The following is a 20,398-nucleotide window of genomic DNA, read 5'->3' as shown; positions in this document are numbered from 1 at the left end:
CCCGGCTTTGGAGCAGGCAGCGGGAATCGAACCCGCCTCTCAACCTTGGGAAGGTCGCGTTCTACCGATGAACTATGCCTGCAGGCACGGCTGGGTGGAATTCTATTGGCCGCGCCCGGCGACCGCCTCGGCGGCAGCGCCCGGCAAGGCGGACTGACGGCTTGCTGAAGCGCGAATTCGACTGCGGCCGACTGCGCCCCGAGCACGTTGGCCAGCAAGTTACGTTGGGCGGATGGGTCCACCGGCGCCGCGACCACGGCGGGTTGGCCTTCGTCGACCTGCGCGACCGCTACGGGATCACCCAGATCGTTTTCGATCCCAGCACCGGACCGAAGGCCCACGACCTTGCCGGCGACCTGCGCGCCGAGTGGGTGATCCTGGTCCGCGGCGAGGTCCGGCTGCGCCCGCCGGGCACCGCCAACCCGGGCCTGGACACCGGCGCGATCGAGGTCCTGGCCCAGCAATTGGAAGTGGTCAACGCTTCAGAAACTCCTCCCTTTGCGATCGACGACCAGGTGTCGGCGGGGGCGGCGCTGCGCATGCGGCACCGCTATCTGGACCTGCGCCGCCCCGGCCAGCGGGCGGTGCTCGAACTGCGCCATCGGATTGTCAAACTGATGCGCGATTTCCTCGACGAGCGCGGCTTCCTCGAGATCGAAACTCCGCTGCTGATCAAGTCGACGCCCGAGGGCGCCCGTGATTTCGTGGTTCCGTCACGCTTGCACCCAGGACAGTTCTACGCTTTGCCGCAGTCGCCGCAGCAGATGAAACAGCTGTTGATGATTGCCGGATTGGACAAGTACTTCCAGATCGCCAAGTGCTTCCGCGACGAGGACCCGCGAGCCGACCGGAGCGTGGAATTTACCCAGCTGGACATTGAAATGGCTTTCGTCGACCGCGAAGACGTCATCGGCCTCGTTGAATCGCTCTATTGCAAGATCGCCGCCGCCCTGGCGCCGGAAAAGTCGTTCGCCGAGCCATTCCCGCGGCTCGACTACTTCGACTGCCTCGACCGGTACGGCACCGACGCCCCCGATCTGCGCGTCGACCTCGAAATCCGCGACATCTCCGACCTGGCCGCCGACTCGGGATTCCGCGCGTTTGCAACCGCGCTGGCCGAAGGCGGACGGGTCCGGGCGCTGTCAATTCCTGGTTGCGCCTCCCTCACCCGCCGCCAGCTCGACGATTGGACCGAGTTGGCTCGCGGCCGCGGCGCACGCGGAGTCGTCTGGTTGGCCGATCGCGAGGCCGGTTACTGGGGCCCGCTGGCCAAGACCGTCCCCGCCGAACTGCTTGCCCGCATCGCCCAGCGGCTCGATCTCGGACGGGGCGATTTGGCCGGCATTGTCGCCGACCAGGATTCGGTCACCAATGCCGCCCTGGACGGGCTGCGGGTGGCTGCGGGCAAACATCTGGGCATGCTCGACCAAGGCCGTCTCGAGTTCTGCTGGGTAACCGGGTTTCCGCTGCTTGAAGCCACGGCCGACGGTTTCACCTTCTCGCACAACCCCTTCTGCGGCATGCCGGCCGGGACCGAGCACACGCTTGAATCAGATCCGGCATCGGCGCCTTCGCTGCAGTACGACTTGGTCTGCAACGGCTGGGAGATGGGCGGCGGATCGATCCGTATCCACGACGCGGACCTGCAGCGCAGAGTCTTCGAATTGCTCGGTTATTCGTCCGAACAGATCGAGGCCAATTTCGGGCCGATGCTGCGCGCATTTGATTTCGGGGCTCCGCCCCACGGCGGCATCGCTACCGGAATCGATCGGCTGGTGATGCTGCTTTCCGACAACGATTCGATCCGTGACGTGGTCGCTTTCCCCAAGACTCAGGACGGAGTCGATCTGGCCCAGTCGGCGCCCGGCGCGATAGCCGCCGGGCAACTTGCGGAACTGGGGCTGCGCCTCAAGGACTGAGCCGGTGGCCCCTGACTGGGAACCGGGTTGGCCATAATTTGCGCGACAGGACTCCCGACGCCGCAAGGCAATCTGTAGCCCTTGGCTGGTTCCAACAGCTCTATGAAGGGAGCTTAGCTGGTGGCGGGGACGGCTTTTCGCAGTCGTCGCCGTCGGCCGCGGGCACCCACCTGGTATTCCGGGGACTGTAGGGGCGCACACCGGCGGCAGTGGGGGGTCCTGTCTTGATTTGGGGGTGGCGCGGCCGCTCGATCCGACCCGGCCGGGATTGCGTATAGCCTTACGTAGGGATTAGTCTCGGCGACCATGGAAGGGTCGGCTGCAGGGCGGAATCGGCGCATGATCAACCTGGCGAAAATCGCCTCCCCGCACCGGACTGACCAGTCCGCGGCCAAGAATGATTGCCGTGACGAGGCCAGTTGCCGCAAGCGCGCCGACGCCGAACTGGCGGCGCGAATCCTGGACCGCGACGGCGCCGCCCTGGCCGAACTCTACGACCGCCTGGCCGGCCTCCTGCACGCAATGGCGCGTCAGCGGGTCGGCCCGGAGGTCGCCGACGAGATTGTCCAGGACACCTTCGTGCGGGTTTGGCGGCGGATCTCCACCTACGATCCCGATCGCGGCCGACTCGACTCCTGGGTGCTCCGCATCGGTCGCAACCTGACCTTTGACGAACTGCGCCGGATGCGCAGCCGGCCGCGCACCATTCCCGGCGAATGGCTGCAGCGTGAAGCCGAAATCGACCAGAACGCAATCGACCCCGAGAAGGCGGTCATAGGCGCCCAGATGCGCGATCGTGTGCGCGAGGCTTGCGAACAATTGCCCGCCGAGCAGGCCCAGGTGATCGAACTCGCCTACTTCCACGGACTGACCCAGTCGGAAATCGCCGCCACCGCCGGCATCCCGCTCGGCACCGTCAAATCGCGCACGCGCGCCGGGATGCTGCGCCTGCGCGAAATGCTCTCAGACGTGGCCCGCTACTAGGTCCGGTGCAGCGATGAACGCCGGCGACCGTGAAATGCAACGGATCGAGGAGTTGTTGGCCGCCCGCGCGCTCGGCTGCATCGAGCCGGAGGACGAACGGCACCTGGAGCAGGTCCTCGACGCCCGGCCCGAAATCGCGCGGCAACTCAGCGAACTGGAAGAGACCGCCAGCCTGCTCAGCTTCACGCTCGCCCCTTCCGATCCCAATCCGGCGGTTCGCCGCCGGGTGCTGGCGACCTGTGGCTGCCAGGCTGAAGCCTGGTGGAACCGTCTGGCCAATTTGCGCTGGTTTCCGGCGCTGGCCACCACGTCGGCGGTGACCGCGTCGGTGCTGCTGGCGGTCTTCACGACGTCGAACGTCTTCAATTCCGAGATAGACACCCTGGAAAACCAGGTGAGTTCGGTGGTCGGAAGCTGGGAAGCGCTGGAGCAGGAATGCTCTGCCCTGGCCAGTTCCGAAGGCGTGGGAATCCTCCTGCACGGCCAGGGTCCGGCCGCAACCGCAACCGGCTGTCTGGTGTTTACCGCCAATCCGCGCCAAGGGATGCTGTTCGTCTCCGGGCTGGACGGGGTTGCCGCACACGGCCATTCCTTCAGGGTTTGGCTGGGCGACGGACGGGGCGAGGGGCGTGCATTCGGCGGATCCTGTCCGGCTTCGACGTCCGGGCGAGCGGTTGTCGCCCTGCATACGGCTGCGCCGATTACCAGCTATCACGATCTGGTGCTCACCGTGGAGCCGGCGGCCAAGATGTCTGACAAACCGTTGGGCGATCCGGTTCTCTGGGCGGACCTGCGGACCTAGGGCCCGCCGCGAATTCAGCTGGTGCGGGCCAGCGCTTCGGTCATGTCGGCGTCTGAAATGTCGAACCCGATCTCGTACATCTGGCGGTAGTGGCCGCCCAGGGCCAGCAATTCGTCATGGGTGCCGCGCTCGATGATCCGGCCGGCGTCGATGACCAGGATCTGATCTGCCTTCTGGATCGTTGAGAGGCGATGCGCGATCACGATCGAGGTCCGGCCCTCCAGCAGCTTGGCGAGCGCGGATTGAACCAACGCCTCGGTTCTGGTGTCGACCGAGGAGGTGGCCTCGTCCAGGACCAGGATCTTGGGGTCGATGAGCAGCGCCCGGGCGAACGAGAGCAATTGGCGCTGCCCGACCGATAGCTGCAGACCGCGTTCGCTTACGAACGTGTCGTAGCCGTAGTCCATGCCGACTATCGATTCGTGCAGGTTGACCGCCTGGGCCACCGCCTCGACTTCGGCGCGGCTGGCATCCGGCCGCCCGTAGGCGATGTTCTGGTGGATGCTGCCCTGGAACAGGAACGGGTCCTGCAAGACCAGTCCCATCTGGGAGCGCAGCGATTTTTGGGTCACTGAGCGGACGTCATGGCCGTCGACCAACACCGATCCGGCATTGATGTCGTAGAACCTGTAGAGCAGGTTGATGATGGTGGTTTTGCCGGCCCCGGTCGCTCCGACCAGGGCGTAGGTCTGGCCCGGTTCGATCGCGAACGACACGTCGCGCAACACCGGTTGATCGGGCAGGTATTCGAATTCGACGTGGTCGAATTCGATTCGGCCCTCGATGGGAGGCATGGATCCGGCCGCCGGGTCGTCCTGGACCTGCTCCGGGGTCTCGATGATTCCGAAAATGCGCTCTGCCGAGGCCATGGCCGACTGCAATAGGTCGTAGCGGACGCCGATTTCCTGGATGGGCCCGAAGAGGCGCTGCACGTAGAGGAGGAAGGTGACAACCACGCCCAGCTGCAATCCGGCGTCGCCCAGCACCAGCGATCCTCCGTAAAGCAGTACCGCGGCGATCGCGACCGCCGCCAGCAGGTCGGTGACCGGGATGATCGAAACGCCGATGAGCCGGGCGCGGCGGTGGGCGTTAAGCGTCCGCTGGGTCACCTCGTTGAACAGTCGTTCGTTCTCGCGCTCGCGGGTGAAAGTCTGGGTGGTGCGGATGCCGAGGATGCTCTCGGACAGGTTGGCGTTGGTTTCCGAGAGCAGCGCCCGCACCCAGCGGTAGGCCCGCGCCGCGTGAACCCGGAATATTCCGGCGAACAGGGCCAGGAGGGGCATGACCGCGAACGAGATCAGCGCCAGCTGCCAGGAAAGCGTGAGCATGATGATGAAGATTCCAACGATCATGACCAGGTCGACTACTGTCCAGACCAGGCCCTCGGTCATCACCTCGTTGAGGGTATATACGTCGCCCAGAAACCGCGACAGAATCGACCCGGAATTGGTGCGGTCGAAAAACCCCAAATTGAGCCGCTGGATCTTGCGGAACAGCTCCATCCGGATGTCGAACATCATGCCCTGACCGATGTTGCCGGTTACCCACACCATCGTTCCGGCGGCGCCGGACGCGGTCAGCGAGAGCACGAGGTAGGTGATCGACATCGCGGCCAGCAGGGTGACGTCGCCAGCGGCGATGCCCTGGTCGATCGCGACGCCGACGACTATCGGCTGGATCATGCTGGCGACGGTTATCACCAGCGCGAGGGCGCCGGCGTAGGCAACGCGCCGGGGGCGGGCCATCGTGTAGGCGAACATGCGCCGGAAGAGGCCGAGGTTGAACGGCGCCCTGGCGCGCTCGATGTCGTGGCGGTAGTGGATCACGTGGAAACCTCGGCCGGCGGAGATTGCAGGCGGTAGATTTCGGCATACAGCCCCCCGTCTTCCAATAGCTCGCGGTGGGTGCCGCGGGCGGTGATCTGGCCGTTTTCGAGCACCAGGATCTGGTCGGCGGCGCTGACCGAGGAGACCCGCTGCGATACCAGCAAAGCGGTGCGACCGGCGAGCTGCCGGTCGATGCTCAGCTGGATGAGACGCTCGGTCTCGGTATCGACCGATGAGGTCGAATCATCCATGACCAGGATCGGGGCGTCCATCACCAGCGCCCGGGCAATGGTCACGCGCTGGCGCTGCCCGCCGGACAACCCGACCCCGCGTTCGCCGACCACCGTCTCGTAACGATCGGGCAGGGTGTTGATAAAGCGCCCGACCTGCGCGCTGTCGGCGGCGGCCTCGATCCGCCGGATGTCCGAGTCGGGCCTGGCGAAACTGACGTTTTTGGACACCGTGTTCGTGAAAAGGTATGGGTCCTGGGGGACTGCCGAAATCTGCCAGCGCAGCTCCTTGGCGTCGAATTCGTCAAGCGGACGGCCGCCGATCAGGATACGGCCGCGGTCTGGCCGGTAGTGTCGGAGCAGCAGGTTTAGCAGGGACGTCTTGCCGGATCCGGTCGGACCGATGATCCCGACGGTTGACCCGACCGGCGCGACGAAGGAAACCCCACGCAGGATCCAGTCGGCGCCGCTGCTGTAGCGGAACCAGACGTCGTCGAAAACCACCTCCAGTCCGTGGGGGACGCGCTCCGGGGGCGGCAGCTCGTCCGGTTCCGGGGGACTGTAATCGATGATTTCGAATACCCGGTCGGTTGCGACGATCCCGTTGATGAGCCGCTGCACGAAAGCACCCATCATGCGCGTCGGCTGGATCAGCGCACCCATGTAGATGTTGAATGAGACCACGTCGCCGATGAGCGCCTCGCCGGCCGAGACCAGCGAAAACCCGTACCAGATCAGGACCACGGTGCCGATCGAGGACATGAAAAACAGCGCCGGAAGGAAGATCGAAAAGCTGCGGATGGCGCGCAGGATAGCTCGCACCATTTCATGGACCTCGTCCTCGAAGCGTTGGGTCTCGCGGTCCTCCTGGGCAAAAGCCTTCACAACCCGGATGCCGTTGAGGACCTCGGTGAGCACGTCGGTCAGGACCGAACGTTGCCGCATTACCGCGCGCCACTGGGTCCGAAATATCCGGCCGAAATAGAGCGTCCAGAAAACCATGATCGGGACCATTGCCATGGTCGCCAGCGCGAGCTTGAAGTTGGTTGTCAGCATCAGGGTGGCGAAAAACGCGTATTTGCCGACCGCTTCGGTCAGCAGCAAGAAACTCATCGTTCCGCCGTGGCTCGCCGATTGGACGTCGGAAATTCCGCGGGTTATCAGGTCGCCGGAGTTGTTGCGGTCGAAATAGGTGAACGACATCCGGTTCAATGCCGCAAAGTACAGATTTCGCAGGTCGCGCCCGACCAGCTGGGCTCCGTAGTGATTGCAGAAGCCGAAAGCTGCCCCGAACAGCCCCCGCATCAGCCAGAGTCCGGCCGCCAAGACCGCGAATCCGGCCAGGGTGGCGGTGTCGCCGGCGGCGATGCCGTCGTCGATGGCCCGGGCGATTGCCCGCGGGGCCAAACCTTCGGCAACGATCGTAAGGATCAATCCAAGCCCCGCGAATGCCCAGACCGAGCGGTGGCGCATGGCAAGACCGAAGAGTCTCGAGATTGATTTCAGGGCGTTGCTGGCTCCGGGCGCGGCGGCATGGCGGCTGGCCGATTTGCAGTAAAACGATTATCCGGTGGCAGGCTGGCGGCCGACGCCCGGCGGCCCGTCCAATTAAATTTGGCTCATGGCAAAACCGGTAGCAATTGACGCCGCGATCGATCCCGCACGGATCGCCGCATTGCCCGCCAAACCCGGGGTCTATCTATTCCGCGACCAGGCGGGCGAGGTAATCTACGTCGGCAAAGCGGCCTCGTTGCGCGCCCGGGTGCGATCGTATTTCGGGTCGCACCCCGAATTCACGGCCAAGAACCGGGCCCTGGTCGAGCGGATCCGCGCCGTCGAGGTGATCGTGGCCAACGGCGAGGCCGAAGCGCTGCTGCTTGAGAACAACATGATCAAGCGCTACAAACCGCGCTTCAACATCCGCCTGCGCGACGACAAGTCGTTCCTCTACATCAAGATCTCGGTCGACGAAACGTACCCCCGCGTTTACACCACGCGCCGCGTCCTCGACGACGGCACCCGCTACTTCGGCCCCTACGCCAACGCCAAATCGCTGCGCCGTACGCTGAAGCTCCTGAACAAGCTTTTTCCATTCCGGACGTGCGCCCTGGACATGGACCGCGAATGGGATCGGCCCTGCCTCAAGTACCACATCGACCTGTGCAACGGCCCCTGCATCAGGGCGGTCGAAGCAGACGAATACCGGCGTGTGATCGATTCCACGATCGATTTCTTGCGGGGTCGCAGCGCCCCGATCGTTGCCGACCTCGAAAGGGAGATGAAGCGGGCCGCCGAAAAGCAGGCCTATGAGACGGCCGCCCTGGCGCGGGACCGCCTGGCGGCGATTTCCAAGGTGATGGCCGGCCAGCAGGCGGTCGACGACCGCGCCGGTGACATCGACGCGATCGGGGTCGCCCGCGAGGGCCGGCAGGGCGCCGGCTACGTGCTGAACGTGCGTACCGGTCGCATCGTGGGCCACAACGAGTTCCCGTTTGCCCTGCAGGGCCAGGAGACCGAGGCCGAACTGGCGGGCGAGTTCGTTCGCGAGTACTACGCCCGTGCGGTCGACCTGCCGGCGGTGGTCCTGCTGGCGACCGACATCGCCGAGCCCGAGTTGGTGGCCGCATCGTTAAGCGCGCGCCTGGGCCGCAAGGTGGTGGTCCGGGTCCCGCAGCGGGGGCCGCGCCGCCGGCTGCTCGAGATGGCGACCAACAACGCCCGCGAAGCGCTCGCGATTGAACATCGCTCGCTGATGGGCTCGCGGCGCCGGTTGCGGCGCGCGCTGGACCAGATCGGCGAAGCACTGGGACTGCGGCGCCTCCCGCGCAGGATCGAGTGCTTTGACATCTCCCACCTGCAGGGAGCCCACGTGGTCGGGGCGATGGTTGTCTTTGAGGATGGAATGCCGCAGAAGAGCCAATACCGCCGGTTTCGGATCAAGGGTGACTGGGGGAACGACGATTTCGCCTCCATGCGCGAGGTCGTCGCACGGCGATTCGCGCGACTGGAAAAGCAATCGAACGGACCGGGTGGATTTGCAAAGTCTCCCGACCTGGTCATCGTCGACGGCGGCCGCGGTCAACTGCGGGCGGCGCTCAAGGGGCTCGAAGGCGAGCGGGCGATATCAGTCCCGCTGGCGGCGCTGGCCAAACGCGAGGAAGAGCTCTACAGCACCAACTCCCCGCGCCCGATACGGCTCCCGCCGACTTCGGAAGGGTTTTACTTGCTGCAGCGGATTCGTGACGAGGCGCACCGATTCGCGGTCGGCTATCACGTCAGCCTGCGCAGCCGCAGCAGTCGCCGCTCCGAGTTGGACCGGGTGCCGGGCGTCGGGCCGGCGCGGCGTCGGCAATTGATGCGCCACTTCGGATCGCTGGCCCGGCTGCGGGCCGCCTCGGCCGCCCAAATCGCCGAGGTTCCCGGGATTGGCTCGGCCACCGCGACCGCGATTCATCAGGCCCTGGCCGAATAGGCCGGCTAGAGTCGCACCACCTCGCGGGTGCGTCCGGACTCGTAGGCCGCCATGACGATTTGCAGGTTGCGATACCCGGCGGAGAACTCAACCGGTGGCGGTCCGCCGTCTTCGAGGGCCGCGGCGTAGTCGGCGAAGATCCCCTCGAATCCGAAATTCAACTCACCCTCAATGTCGACCGTTTCGGACTCTCCTCCGCGTTGGAGTGTCAGCCGCCCCTGTCCGAACCGCGGGAAGCTGAGCACGCCCTCGGCGCCATGCACCTCCGATGCGGCCTGCCCGGATCCAGTCCAGCCCTGGACTATCAGCGAAAACGATCCGTTGGCGTGGCTCAGTTGGATCAGGCCCAAATCCTCGACGTCGATATCGTGCACGAACGTGCCGAATCCGGCGTAGACCGATTCGACCGGTGAGCCCAGCAGGGCTTCGGACATGTAGCAGTAGTGATAGGCGTTGTCGATGATCGCTCCGCCCCCGCCGCGCGCGGACTTTATTCGCCAGTCAGGATCGTATCCGGCCGCGCCGGGGTAGTGACCCGGCGAGAACCCCTCGCTCCGGAACAGGTGCGGGCTTCCGATCGCCCCCGACCTTATCAGCTCCAGGCCAAGCCGAATCTCCGGGCGCCAGAGGTAGTTGTGTATCAGGCAGGCCGGGCGGCCCGAATCAGCGAGCGCCGCCATGATCGAGTCGGCCTCGTCCATGCTGGTCGCCATCGGCTTCTCCATCAGGATCGCCTTGCCGGCGGCAGCCGCAGCCTGCAGCGAGGACAGGTGCAGGAAGTGCGGCAGGGCCATGTCGACCAACTCGACCGCCTCGAGCGCCAGCAGGTCCTGCCAGTCGTTGAAGCGATGCTCGGCCGGAACCCCGAAGCGGTCGGCGATCAGATCGCGCCGGACCGCGGATGGGTCGGCGACGGCGACGACGCGAAAGCGGTCGCTCAGTTTTGCGAACGCCGGCGCGTGCCCCTCTTCGATGATTCGACCGCAGCCGACGATGCCCACGTTGATCATTTGGCCTCCCCCGACGCTCTCAGAGCCGTAAGCGATCTGGTTCCTACGGGTTGTCTCCGCCGATGTCGAATCCGAGTACCTTGCGCAGATAGCGGGTGTTGTTGGCCAGGCTCTGGCGCGCGGTCGTCTGCGAGCGGTCGAGTTCGATGGTGAGCCAGCCGTCGTAATCGGAGTCGCGCAGCACCTGCACGAACCCGGGGGTGTCGACTATTCCGTCCCCGAGTTCGGAGAAGAATGCCAGCGTTGGAGCCAGACCCTCCTCGCGGATATTGGCCTCCGGGGTGTCTAGTTCCGGGGAATAGTCCTTGATGTGGACGTAGCAGATGATCGGCGCGTACCGTTCGCAGATCGCGACCGGGTCGGATCCGGCTTTGGCGATGTGGGCCGGATCAAGCACCATCTTCACCTTGTCGGTGTCGACCAGGTCAAAGATCCGGTGAATCTCGGACTCGTCCTGAACCGGCGTGTTCCAGTGCGGATGGATCCCGGCGGTCACGCCCATTTCCCGGCAGCGCTTGCCGATCTCGTTGGCCACCGCCGCCATGGTTTGGAACTGCTGGTCGCTGGTGCCGCCTTCGAGATGGGGTGCGGCCGGACCGAGCACAAGTCGGTCGGCGCCCATCGACTGCAGGAATTCGGCGATCCGCATGTTCCAGGCGATCGTTTCTTCCTCTTCGCCGGCGGCCCAGAAACGGCCGCCGCCGTAGAGCGCGGTCAGTCGGACCCCGGCGTCGGAAAACTTGGCCCGCAGGTCATCCTCGCGTCCGGCGAACTCGTCGACTACGCCCGCGAAAGTCTCCGTTCCGCGGTAGCCGAATTCGGAGATTTCCTTTAGGGCCAGATCCAGGTTCTGTCCCCAGGTGATCTGGTGCACGGAGAGACGGAAGTTTGCCATTGTCGTTTGGTTCCTGACTAGATATTGCGGTTGCGGATGATGGCGTCCTGGCGGGCGCCGCCGGTTAGGCCCAATAGGCCTCCCCGGCCGGTTCGAAGACGGTCGCCTGGCGCAGAACGTCGATGCCCTTTTCCAGACCTTCCTTGGGGGACATGAGGCTGTCCTCATGCTCGATCGAAAGCGCGCCGTCGTAGCCGATCAAACGCAGTTCGGAGACGATCGCCTTCCAATCTTCGACCCCGTGTCCGTAGCCGATGGAGCGGAATATCCAGGATCGATCGATCTCACGGGTGTACGACTTGGTGTCCAGGACGCCGGTCCGGTCGGCGTTCTGGGGATCGACCTTCACGTCCTTGGCATGGAAGTGGTGCATCGCTCCGGCCCGTCCGACCGCGCGGATCGCGGTGGGAATGTCCATGCCCTGCCACCACAGATGCGAGGGGTCGAAGTTGGCCCCGATCACGTCGCCGACGGCCTCGCGCAGCTGCAGCAGGGTGTCGATGTTGTAGACACTGAATCCCGGGTGCATTTCCAGTGCGATCTTGGTCACTCCGTGATCGGCCGCGAACGCGGCCTCTTCTCTCCAGAAGGGGATCAGCACCTCTTCCCACTGGTAGCGCAGGATCTCCGGGTAGTCGGGCGGCCAGGCGCACGTGACCCAGTTGGGATATTTGGCGCCCGGTGCGTCGCCGGGACACCCCGAGAACGTTATGACGGTGTCGAGCCCGAGTTTTTCGGCCAGCAGAATCGCGTTGCGCTGGTCGCTGAGGTGCTCTTGGGCAAATTCCGGATCCGGATGGATCGGATTGCCGTGCATCGAAAGCGCCGACAGCTCGAGGCCGGAGTCGCTCAGCACCTGCGAAAACTCGGCGAATTTTTCCTCGCTGGCCAGGAGTTCGGCCGAATTGCAATGGGCGTTGCCGGGGTAGCCGCCGCAGCCCAGTTCGATCGCCCCGCAGCCGACGTCGCGCAGGTAGCCGGCCACTTCGGGCAGGGGTTGGTCCGAGAAGAGGACCGCAAAAACACCAATCTTCACCTTGGAGTTGCTCCTTTTAGTGCGCGCACCGCCGCATGTCGGCGGCGCTTGCCTGGATTCAGTATTCGATCCGGACCCGGGCCCCGTCCATTTCCGACGAGCGGGCGATCGCCTCGCAGACGACGTCGGCGCGGTAGCCGTCTTCGAACGTCGCGCCCCACGGGGCGACCGGTTTGTCGTTGGCCACGCAATCGAGGAAATGGCAGAGTTCGTGCACGAAGGTGTGCTCCCAGCCGATCATGTGTCCCTGCGGCCACCAGTTGGTCCAGTAGGGGTGGTATTGCTCCGAGACCATCACGTTCGTGAATCCGTTGGCATTGCCGGGCTCGGAAGATCCGGAAAAGACTTGCAATTCGTTCATTCGCTGAATGTCGAATGCGATCGAGCCTTTGGATCCGTTGATCTCGAACATGTTGCCGTTCTTGTTGCCGTGGGCAAAACGGGTGGCCTCCAGCGTCCCGATCGCCCCTCCCTCGAATTCGACCAGCGCAAGGTAGGCGTCGTCGACCGTGACCGGTGCGGTTTGCCCGGGGTTGTCCGGGTCCGGTCGCTCTTCCACGAAGGTCTTGAGCTTGCCGTTGACTGAGGTCGGTTCGCCCACCAGGAAGCGGGCCAGGTCGATTGAGTGAGCGCCCAGGTCGCCCAGCGATCCAGATCCGGCCTGCGCCTTGTCCAGGCGCCAGACGCGGGGCGCGCTCGGATCCACCAGCCACTCCTGGAGATAGAAACCCCGGAAATGGCGGACCTCGCCGACGACGTCGTCCTCGATCAACTTGCGGGCCAGGACAACCGCTGGAACGAACCGGTAATTGAACGCGGTCATGTGCTTTATGCCGGCTGCCTCGGCGGCCTGCCACATCGCCCGCGATTCGGCCGCGTTGCGTCCGAGCGGCTTTTCCGAGACTACGTGTTTGCCGGCTTCGACTGCGGCCATGTTGGCGTCGTAATGGAGGTCGTTGGGGCCGGAATTGTCGATCACGTCGACTTTGGGATCGGCGATAACCTCACGCCAGTCGGTCGAGTGCTCGGCGAACCCGTAGCGCCGGGCGGCCTCGGCTACGGCGTCGCCGCTGCGGCCCGCGATGCGCTGCAGCACCGGAATCGCCGGCGGCGGATACATCATGTACGGGATCTTCTTGTAGCCGTTGGAATGGGCCTTGCCCATGAATGCGTAACCGAGCATCCCGATCCCGATTTCGGCGGCGTCGCCGCCGTCGGTCACAACCGCCTGCGAATGAAATCCGCCCGAATCCTCGCTCATTCGCTACTCCACCAATGTCAATTCGTGCCGGGTTCAGGCCGCAGCTGCGCCGGACCGCCGGGTCCGGTTGCGCCGGGCTGACTCATAGTACGCAAAGAACCGAGACCGTATCGGCCCCCGTTCAGGATGGCGGTCGCCAGGCCAGGCGGTCGCCCAGGTAAGCGTAGACCTCTGTGACCGGAATCCGGTCCTGGGCCAACGTATCGCGGTCGCGCAAGGTGACGCAGTCGTCTTCCAGGGACTCGAAGTCGACCGTGATGCAATAGGGGGTTCCAATCTCGTCCTGACGTCGATAGCGCCGGCCGATCGCCCCTGACTCGTCGTAGTAGACCGCCCACTGGTACCGGAGTTGATCGTGAATGCGCGCTGCCAGTTCCTGCAGTGGTTCGCGCTTTATCAGCGGCAGGACGGCGGCCTTGTAGGGGGCCAGCCGCGGATCGAGGGCCAGCAGCGTGCGGGAATCGGTACCACCCTTGGTGTTGGGCACTTCGTCCTCCCGATAGGCGGTCGAGAGAAACGCCAGCACGCAGCGGTCGACTCCCGCCGAGGGCTCGACGACCCAGGGCGTGACGTGCTCCCCGCGGGCTTCGTCGAACACCGTCAGCTTGGTGCGCGAGGCGGTCTGGTGGGCGGTGAGATCGAAGTCCGAGCGGCGGGCGATGCCCTCGAGTTCGTCCCAGCCGAAGGGGAATCGGAATTCCAGGTCCGAGGTCCCGTGCGAATAGTGTGAAAGCTCGTCATCGCCGTGGCGTCGCACGCGCAGATCCGCGTCGGCAATGCCCAGATCGTGGTACCAGCGACGACGGCGGTCCACCCAGTAATCAAACCACTTTTCGTCCTCGCCGGGATGGCAGAAGTACTCGAGCTCCATCTGCTCGAATTCGCGAGTTCGAAAAATGAAGTTTCCGGTGGTTATTTCGTTTCGGAACGCCTTACCGATTTGGGCGATCCCGAACGGCAGCCGCAGGCGTGAAGTCGAAGTGACGTTGCGGAAATTGACAAAAATCGCCTGCGCCGTTTCGGGGCGCAGATAGGCCACCGCGGCATCGTCCTCCAGCGGCCCGACGAATGTCTTGAACATGGTGTTGAAGTTGCGGGCTTCGGACACCGGGCCTCCGCAATTGGGGCAGACCCCGTCGGCCAAGTGGTCCTCGCGGAGGCGCGAATTGCAGTTGAGGCACTCGACAAGTGGGTCGGAGAAATTCTCCAGGTGGCCCGACGCCTGCCAGACCGAGGGCGACATCAGCACCGCCGCGTTCAGGCCCACGACCTCCGAACGGGCGGTCACAATCTCGCGCCACCAGGCCTCTTTGACGTTCCGGACCAGTTCGGCGCCGAGCGGTCCGTAGTCCCAGGTACTCTCAAACCCTCCGTAGATTTCGGAGGAGGGGTACACGAACCCGCGGCGCTTGGCCAACGCCACGAGGGCGTCCATACTCTTCGGCATTGGCTCGCTATTGCTGGCTGTCTGGTCCGGTCGCAGGGCGCCCCAAGGAATTATCGGCGCCCGGTCCGGGCCGGATGCTCCCGACCGCCACTTGCAGGATCCGATCCAGCAGCAGCGTGATTTGCTCGCGGATCGCCGGGTCGATGCCCAGCTTGTCTGCTTCGCCAAGCCGGGCCTCCTGCAGAAAACGCAGCGCTTTCAGGGTGCGCTCCGAAATCCGGGCCGCCAGGGGACTGCGCGGACAGTGCTCGCAGATTGCACCGCCGGCTTGCGGGTCGAACCAGAGGTCACGGGCGTTCAGGGCCCGGTTGCAAAGTGCGCAATCGAACAACACCGGCGCCAGACCGAGGCGGTCCAGGGCGGCGAGCTCGAACTGCCAGAGTTGGCGGTAAACGCGCTCACGTCGGTCGATCAGTTCCAGGGTCGCGTCGGCCAGGTCGAACAACCCCGGATCGGGATCTTCTTCGGCGGTAGCGCGGCGCAGGAATTCGATCACCCGCGATGCTGCCGCAAAGCGCCGGCCGGCGGCGAGCCGGGGCCGATCGGCAAGGCTACGGGCCGACGTGATGATGTCCAGCGACCGGGTCGGCACCAGCTCGACCGCGACCTTGGCGAAAAGTTGCAGGTGCCCTGCCAGGCGGGATACCGGTCGGCGACCGGAACGAGCGACGGCCGAGAACCTGCCCCGATCGCGGGCGTAAAGAAAAACCAGCCGATCGGCCTCGCCAAGATCGCGCAGGCCCAGTACCAGCGTCGCGTCCAGCCGCTGCAGATCTACCCGGCGCATTTGATCCTGCCGATCCGGCGCACCGAACCCGGACTGGAGGGCAGTCCGCTAGGCGGCTTGCCGACCGTCCGGATTGGGCGTGCCCGGCTTGGGTTGATCGGTGTCGGGAGTGAGGCGCAGCCGTCGGATGCGGTTGTTCTCCACCAGGGCGACCTCGATCGCGATTCCGTCGATGTCGAGTATCTCGCCGTCGTCGGGGACATGCCCCAGGCGCAGGAAGACCAACCCGGCCAAAGTGTCGGCGTCGGCCGCCTCGAGCTCGATCCCGGTCTGCTCGGCCAGTTCGCCCAATCGGACCCGACCGTCAACCAGGTAGGCGCCATCTCCGTCGGGAATGATTTCGATCGGTTCCTGGTCGGTTTCGTCGCGGATGTCGCCGACGATCCGTTCGATGATGTCCTCCATCGTCACCAGCCCGGCGGTATCGCCGTACTCGTCGATCGCGATCGCCATGTGGGTGCGTCCGGCCTGCAGCTCGCCCAGCAGATCGTCAACCATCTTGGTTTCGGGAACGAAGAACGCCGGTTGGGCAAGCTCGCCCACCGGTTGCTGGCCGGCGGTCGGATCAATTAGCGAAGCCGCGATCTGTCGAACCGAGACCATGCCCACTATCGAGTCGTGGTCGCCGGCGTACACCGGCAGGCGCGAATGACCGTGCTCGAGGGCGATCTTGAGAGCATTAGCGGCCGGCGTTTCGGCGGCAACCATGACCATGTCCGGACGGGGCGTCATGATGTGCCTTATTTGCTCGCGCGAAATCTCCAGCACTCCCTGAATCATGTCGACGTCCTCTTCGGATATTGCTTCCTCGAGCTCGGACGCTTCGATGATTTCGCGCAGCTCGCCGAGTTCGCCGATCTCCTCGGCCTCGCGGCCGCGCCCAAAAGCCGCTAATCCACGGTCAGTAACGAAATCCGCCAATAGCGCGAGCGGCGCCACCGCCATCAGCAACAAGCGCCAAGGCCGGGCCTGGGCCAGCGTCCGGTCCTCGTTAAGGCGACGCCCGATGCGCCTGGCCAGCCGGGCGACAAAAACAACGTGGACAAAAACCACCAACAGGGTCAGAACGATCGCGGCAAATGGGAATGGCAACCCGGCGCGTTCAAGTTCCGGCGCCAGGACCGCGGTAACCAGCACCGCAGCTAGGATCGCTGAGGCCAGGCTCAGCGAGACGGTTAGGGTGGCCCGGCGGTTCTGGTTCTCCAGCAGGCGGAGGATCGATGCCGCCGCTTCGTTGCCGTCGTCAGCCAGTTCACGCAGACGTGAGGGCCGCATCGCCAGCGTGGCGGCTTCGACCGCGGATCCGTAGGCGGCAAGCAGGGTTACAACGAGCGATCCAAATAGCCCGATCCAACTAGAAGGCTCCATTAAGTGGAACCAAACTCCGCTATCAAGGCCCGATCCATTGCTGCATTTCCTCGCCTAATTTAGGCCAGGGGCAGCGACTGGGCCCGTTGACGCTTCACAGGCCACTGCCGACTTAGTCGGACTTGCGCGGTCTCCACGTCCTGACACCGAGAAGCTCGAACTCGGCCAATTCTTTAAATTTAATGCGGCGTTTTCGTCTCGTTCGTTAAGCACCCCGCAGCCTCCACACCGCCATCTCCGGTCTGACAGAGTCAATTCCGCATTGCGCCAGCCGCAGCGAGCGCACAGCTGTGACGAGGGGAACCAACGGTCCGCTTTAACGAACTCCGAGCCGTACCAGACGCACTTGTACTCCAACATGGCCAAGAATCCGGAAAGTCCGGCATCTGCAACGGCCCGCGCCAATCGCCTGTTGCGGGTCATTCCAGACACGTTTAGTGTCTCGACCACCACAAGGCTGGCGCGCTTGGCTATCGCGGTTGTGGCCTTGTGGTGATTGTCGTTTCTGACCCTGACAATTTTGGCGTGGATCCTCCGGCGCCTTGCGAGCATGCGGTCGCGCCGCTTGCTGCGATTAGTTTTTCCATGGACGTTCCTTGAGCGGGCCAGCGCTTTGTCTATCCGGCGCAAGCGTTCGACCCTGGCGTTCAACGATTTCGGGTTTCGCACCCGCAGACCATTTGAGCAGACTGCCAGCACGCCTACTCCCACGTCCACACCGACAACTTGGCCGGGTTTCACGGGCGGAATCGGCTGACCGTCCTCGACGCTAAAGCAGGCAAACCACACGCCGGCGGTCCGGTTGATGGTGACCTCGCGTATGGAGCCGGTGAAGCGTAGCTCTTCAACCATGGGCACCATGCCGATTTTCGGTAGCCGCACGGTCTTGCCATCCACCCGGACTGTGCCGGGTCCGTTGTCCGCTCTAAAACCCTGCTCGTGCTTCCGACGCTTGAATCGAGGGAACCCGACTCGCCGGCCGCGACATTTACCGGATTTCACTGCGATGCGCGAAGTTCCCCAACCATCGGCAGCTCGGCCAAAGTTGATGATCGCGTACTTGGCTGCATTCTGCGAAAGGGGGTGGGACCAAGGTGCAATTCGGCGTTTGACTTTATTCCAGCGCGGCCGCAGAGTCTTTTCACTCAACCACTCGCCTGACTCCAGGCCGGTTTTGAACTCGTTTACTGCCCAGTTGTAAGCAAATCTCGCGTAGCCTGCGTGTTGGCGGAATGCCGCTTCCTGCTGCTGCGTTGGCTTCAGCGCTATTCGATGGCCACGTTTCACCGTTTACTCAAATTCTGGCAATTGGCCCATCGTTACCAAGATTTCGTTGTTGCCGCGCAGGCGATGGGGGGTGGTGATGTGGTCGATTCGGGTTGGGCGGATGGTGTTGTCTGGGTCGCGGATCTGGCGCAGGCCCTGATCGCGGACCAGGACCTCCAGTCGACACCTGCGCCACGGTGCACCCTAGGATCCGGTGATCGGCGCGCCGCCACTCGGAACAGCCTCAGTACTCCCGCCAACTGTCTACGATCATGTCGCTCGCCGACCTCTTCATTCGGGCGATGATCGATTCTGCCCTGCTCGACCCGGACTTGCGCCCGATCTCTAAACGCAGCTCCTGCCTCGCTGGGCCCGGGTCATCAATCATTCCTAGCAATCGGAACGCGTTGGATACTCGCAGCTCTTGGTGTACAGCGCTCAATAATGGAAGCAATTCTTCGCTCATCGCTCATTCCTGAAAGGTGATCGGCTGTCGGCCCTGTGGCCTGGCCAGCGCCGCGCTAGCGGCCCGTTTTTCCTCGGTGATTCGCTCCTTGCGCACGTTGCGGCTGACTAGCGTCCAAACCAAAGCCGCTAGCCAACCGACGCCGAACGCCAGGCCCAAAATGACGTTCACCACGGCGATCGCGACGGCATTCGGGTGCTCTCGGTAAAAGGCCAAAGCGGTCGGGATCAGATAGATCGCGGTCAAAACCACCATTAAGACCGTCAACAGCAGCGCGCCGGCCACCCGCGATCCGCCGAGCTCAATCAGTTCGGAGTCTGGAGCCCAGGCTCCGATCCAAACGGCCGCCCAAAACAACGCCAAAAACCCGACCAAAGCGGCGAGGATTCCGATGTCGCGTTTGCTCATTTTCATTGGCGGGCCATGCTTCGACTCATTGCTTCGGACAGTAGCGCGACCATTTTGGCCTGGAGGTCCAGCATGTCCTCGGTTTGGCGGTAGCGTAGCCACCAGGCGTAAACCCCGAGCGTCAAAATGCTGAATATCAGCACTTTCGCGAAATGGGCCCGGTCATGGTCCCGGTACTGCTTGTAGTTGATCAATTGGCACCCTCCATTGGCCTCATGCCCGGGACTTCCCTGAGCCCGTATACCCCCTCGCTCGCGCCGAATAGGCCGAGGCTGAAGATCCAGATCAGTCTAGTGTTTCATTCCCCGCCCGGCCTTCGGGCCGGGCGCAACCTCGAACCAGGGATGCGACTACCAAAAGGAAATTTAAGTTTCAATCCCCGCCCGGCCCGAAGGCCGAGCGCAACAAGTCGGACCCGATATCGGGCTCCACTGACTCGTAGTTTCAATCCCCGCCCGTCCCGAAGGCCGGGCGCAACCTGGCGCCGTCCGCCGACCAGCGCGGTTCCCGGGAAACGTTTCAATCCCCGCCCGTCCCGAAGGCCGGGCGCAACGAGGCATTGTGGCGCGGATGCGGGAACTCTTCCAGTTTCAATCCCCGCCCGTCCCGAAGGCCGGGCGCAACTCGTAGTATTCCGACTAGACGCCCGCGGCTGTAAAAGTTTCAATCCCCGCCCGTCCCGAAGGCCGGGCGCAACACTCTCTCGCAGGACGTCTGGGTCACCGGCGCGTTGGTTTCAATCCCCGCCCGTCCCGAAGGCCGGGCGCAACCCGCCGACATCGAATCCGGGCAGGCTGGTCAAAACACGTTTCAATCCCCGCCCGTCCCGAAGGCCGGGCGCAACTTCTGGGCGGAATGGAGTGGACTCACCGCCCAAGTTTCAATCCCCGCCCGTCCCGAAGGCCGGGCGCAACACTGCTGCGCATCCCAGGTGATGTATTCGGCACTCTTGTTTCAATCCCCGCCCGTCCCGAAGGCCGGGCGCAACGACTCCTGGTCGATCTCGGAGCGCTCGTTCTCGGAGTTTCAATCCCCGCCCGTCCCGAAGGCCGGGCGCAACCCGCCGACATCGAATCCGGGCAGGCTGGTCAAAACACGTTTCAATCCCCGCCCGTCCCGAAGGCCGGGCGCAACTTCTGGGCGGAATGGAGTGGACTCACCGCCCAAGTTTCAATCCCCGCCCGTCCCGAAGGCCGGGCGCAACCCGCCGACATCGAATCC

16 protein-coding genes, 1 tRNA gene and 1 CRISPR repeat array are annotated in these 20,398 nt (G+C 64.2%); of the genes, 4 read left to right on the top strand and 13 right to left on the bottom strand.

Annotated features, from left to right (window positions below; all coding sequences use genetic code 11):
• Positions 1-8: 8 nt before the first annotated feature.
• Positions 9-82: transfer RNA gene (locus F4X41_03310), tRNA-Gly, on the bottom strand.
• Here F4X41_03310 and aspS point away from each other — a divergent pair.
• From aspS to F4X41_03295, 3 genes are all read left to right on the top strand, one after another.
• Entirely contained in the window at positions 75-1,919 is a 1,845-nt protein-coding gene (gene aspS / locus F4X41_03305; GenBank protein ID MYB16052.1) for an aspartate--tRNA ligase, read from the top strand. The genes F4X41_03310 and aspS overlap by 8 nt on opposite strands.
• A gap of 306 nt (positions 1,920-2,225) precedes the next feature.
• Positions 2,226-2,903: a sigma-70 family RNA polymerase sigma factor gene (locus F4X41_03300; protein MYB16051.1), complete on the top strand. Its 678-nt coding sequence runs from the start codon at positions 2,226-2,228 to the stop codon at positions 2,901-2,903.
• A gap of 13 nt (positions 2,904-2,916) precedes the next feature.
• The gene (locus F4X41_03295) at positions 2,917-3,705 is read left to right on the top strand and encodes a hypothetical protein (protein ID MYB16050.1); all 789 of its coding nucleotides are present in this window, start codon (positions 2,917-2,919) and stop codon (positions 3,703-3,705) included.
• Between the two features lie 14 nt (positions 3,706-3,719).
• On the opposite strand, the gene F4X41_03290 is transcribed toward F4X41_03295, so the two are convergent.
• Entirely contained in the window at positions 3,720-5,531 is a 1,812-nt protein-coding gene (locus tag F4X41_03290) for an ABC transporter ATP-binding protein (protein MYB16049.1), read from the bottom strand.
• Positions 5,528-7,234 (bottom strand): ABC transporter ATP-binding protein, encoded by a 1,707-nt coding sequence (locus tag F4X41_03285; protein ID MYB16048.1) that lies wholly within the window; start codon positions 7,232-7,234, stop codon positions 5,528-5,530. The genes F4X41_03290 and F4X41_03285 overlap by 4 nt, the downstream gene beginning before the upstream one ends.
• A 148-nt stretch (positions 7,235-7,382) precedes the next feature.
• Here F4X41_03285 and uvrC point away from each other — a divergent pair, with 148 nt between their 5' ends.
• Positions 7,383-9,233: an excinuclease ABC subunit UvrC gene (gene uvrC / locus F4X41_03280; protein ID MYB16047.1), complete on the top strand. Its 1,851-nt coding sequence runs from the start codon at positions 7,383-7,385 to the stop codon at positions 9,231-9,233.
• A 5-nt stretch (positions 9,234-9,238) separates the two neighbouring features.
• Here uvrC and F4X41_03275 read toward each other — a convergent pair whose 3' ends face one another.
• The 10 genes from F4X41_03275 to F4X41_03230 form a co-directional block, all read right to left on the bottom strand.
• Complete coding sequence (locus tag F4X41_03275; protein ID MYB16046.1) at positions 9,239-10,243, bottom strand: Gfo/Idh/MocA family oxidoreductase; 1,005 nt, start codon at positions 10,241-10,243, stop codon at positions 9,239-9,241.
• A gap of 43 nt (positions 10,244-10,286) precedes the next feature.
• A complete protein-coding gene (locus F4X41_03270; protein ID MYB16045.1) occupies positions 10,287-11,306 on the bottom strand; it encodes a sugar phosphate isomerase/epimerase in 1,020 nt (339 codons plus the stop codon).
• Positions 11,203-12,174, bottom strand: a complete 972-nt coding sequence (locus tag F4X41_03265; GenBank protein MYB16044.1) for a sugar phosphate isomerase/epimerase — start codon at positions 12,172-12,174, stop codon at positions 11,203-11,205. The genes F4X41_03270 and F4X41_03265 overlap by 104 nt, the downstream gene beginning before the upstream one ends.
• A gap of 58 nt (positions 12,175-12,232) precedes the next feature.
• Positions 12,233-13,435 carry a Gfo/Idh/MocA family oxidoreductase gene (locus tag F4X41_03260; GenBank protein ID MYB16043.1) on the bottom strand — a complete coding sequence of 401 codons (1,203 nt, stop codon included), beginning with the start codon at positions 13,433-13,435 and terminating at the stop codon, positions 12,233-12,235.
• A gap of 121 nt (positions 13,436-13,556) precedes the next feature.
• On the bottom strand, positions 13,557-14,870 hold the full coding sequence (locus F4X41_03255) for a glycine--tRNA ligase (GenBank protein ID MYB16042.1): 1,314 nt from the start codon (positions 14,868-14,870) through the stop codon (positions 13,557-13,559).
• Between the two features lie 19 nt (positions 14,871-14,889).
• A complete protein-coding gene (gene recO / locus F4X41_03250) occupies positions 14,890-15,669 on the bottom strand; it encodes a DNA repair protein RecO (GenBank protein MYB16041.1) in 780 nt (259 codons plus the stop codon).
• Positions 15,670-15,717: 48 nt separating this feature from the next.
• Positions 15,718-17,037, bottom strand: coding sequence for an HlyC/CorC family transporter (locus tag F4X41_03245; protein MYB16040.1), 1,320 nt, complete (start codon positions 17,035-17,037; stop codon positions 15,718-15,720).
• Positions 17,038-17,091: 54 nt separating this feature from the next.
• On the bottom strand, positions 17,092-18,324 hold the full coding sequence (locus F4X41_03240; GenBank protein MYB16039.1) for an IS200/IS605 family element transposase accessory protein TnpB: 1,233 nt from the start codon (positions 18,322-18,324) through the stop codon (positions 17,092-17,094).
• Between the two features lie 448 nt (positions 18,325-18,772).
• A complete protein-coding gene (locus F4X41_03235; GenBank protein ID MYB16038.1) occupies positions 18,773-19,183 on the bottom strand; it encodes a superinfection immunity protein in 411 nt (136 codons plus the stop codon).
• A complete protein-coding gene (locus F4X41_03230) occupies positions 19,180-19,371 on the bottom strand; it encodes a hypothetical protein (protein MYB16037.1) in 192 nt (63 codons plus the stop codon). Before F4X41_03230 ends, F4X41_03235 begins: the two co-directional genes overlap by 4 nt.
• A gap of 101 nt (positions 19,372-19,472) precedes the next feature.
• A CRISPR array of direct repeats spans positions 19,473-20,381; the repeat unit is 37 nt; unit sequence GTTTCAATCCCCGCCCGTCCCGAAGGCCGGGCGCAAC.
• Positions 20,382-20,398 lie beyond the last annotated feature (17 nt).

The sequence above is a fragment of the Chloroflexota bacterium genome, from assembly GCA_009840625.1.
GTDB lineage: Bacteria > Chloroflexota > UBA11872 > UBA11872 > VXNJ01 > VXNJ01.
This window is presented reverse-complemented; position numbering and strand designations above follow the sequence as displayed.

Bases quoted from the DNA above. Each gene is read 5' to 3' on its own strand.
- F4X41_03270 (MYB16045.1), bottom strand. From the start codon at position 11,306: ATGAGGACAGCCTCATGTCCCCCAAGGAAGGTCTGGAAAAGGGCATCG.
- recO (MYB16041.1), bottom strand. From the start codon at position 15,669: ATGCGCCGGGTAGATCTGCAGCGGCTGGACGCGACGCTGGTACTGGGC.
- F4X41_03300 (MYB16051.1), top strand. From the start codon at position 2,226: ATGGAAGGGTCGGCTGCAGGGCGGAATCGGCGCATGATCAACCTGGCG.
- uvrC (MYB16047.1), top strand. From the start codon at position 7,383: ATGGCAAAACCGGTAGCAATTGACGCCGCGATCGATCCCGCACGGATC.
- F4X41_03295 (MYB16050.1), top strand. From the start codon at position 2,917: ATGAACGCCGGCGACCGTGAAATGCAACGGATCGAGGAGTTGTTGGCC.
- F4X41_03245 (MYB16040.1), bottom strand. From the start codon at position 17,037: ATGGAGCCTTCTAGTTGGATCGGGCTATTTGGATCGCTCGTTGTAACC.
- F4X41_03285 (MYB16048.1), bottom strand. From the start codon at position 7,234: ATGCGCCACCGCTCGGTCTGGGCATTCGCGGGGCTTGGATTGATCCTT.
- F4X41_03260 (MYB16043.1), bottom strand. From the start codon at position 13,435: ATGAGCGAGGATTCGGGCGGATTTCATTCGCAGGCGGTTGTGACCGAC.
- F4X41_03235 (MYB16038.1), bottom strand. From the start codon at position 19,183: ATGAAAATGAGCAAACGCGACATCGGAATCCTCGCCGCTTTGGTCGGG.
- F4X41_03275 (MYB16046.1), bottom strand. From the start codon at position 10,243: ATGATCAACGTGGGCATCGTCGGCTGCGGTCGAATCATCGAAGAGGGG.
- F4X41_03255 (MYB16042.1), bottom strand. From the start codon at position 14,870: ATGGACGCCCTCGTGGCGTTGGCCAAGCGCCGCGGGTTCGTGTACCCC.
- aspS (MYB16052.1), top strand. From the start codon at position 75: ATGCCTGCAGGCACGGCTGGGTGGAATTCTATTGGCCGCGCCCGGCGA.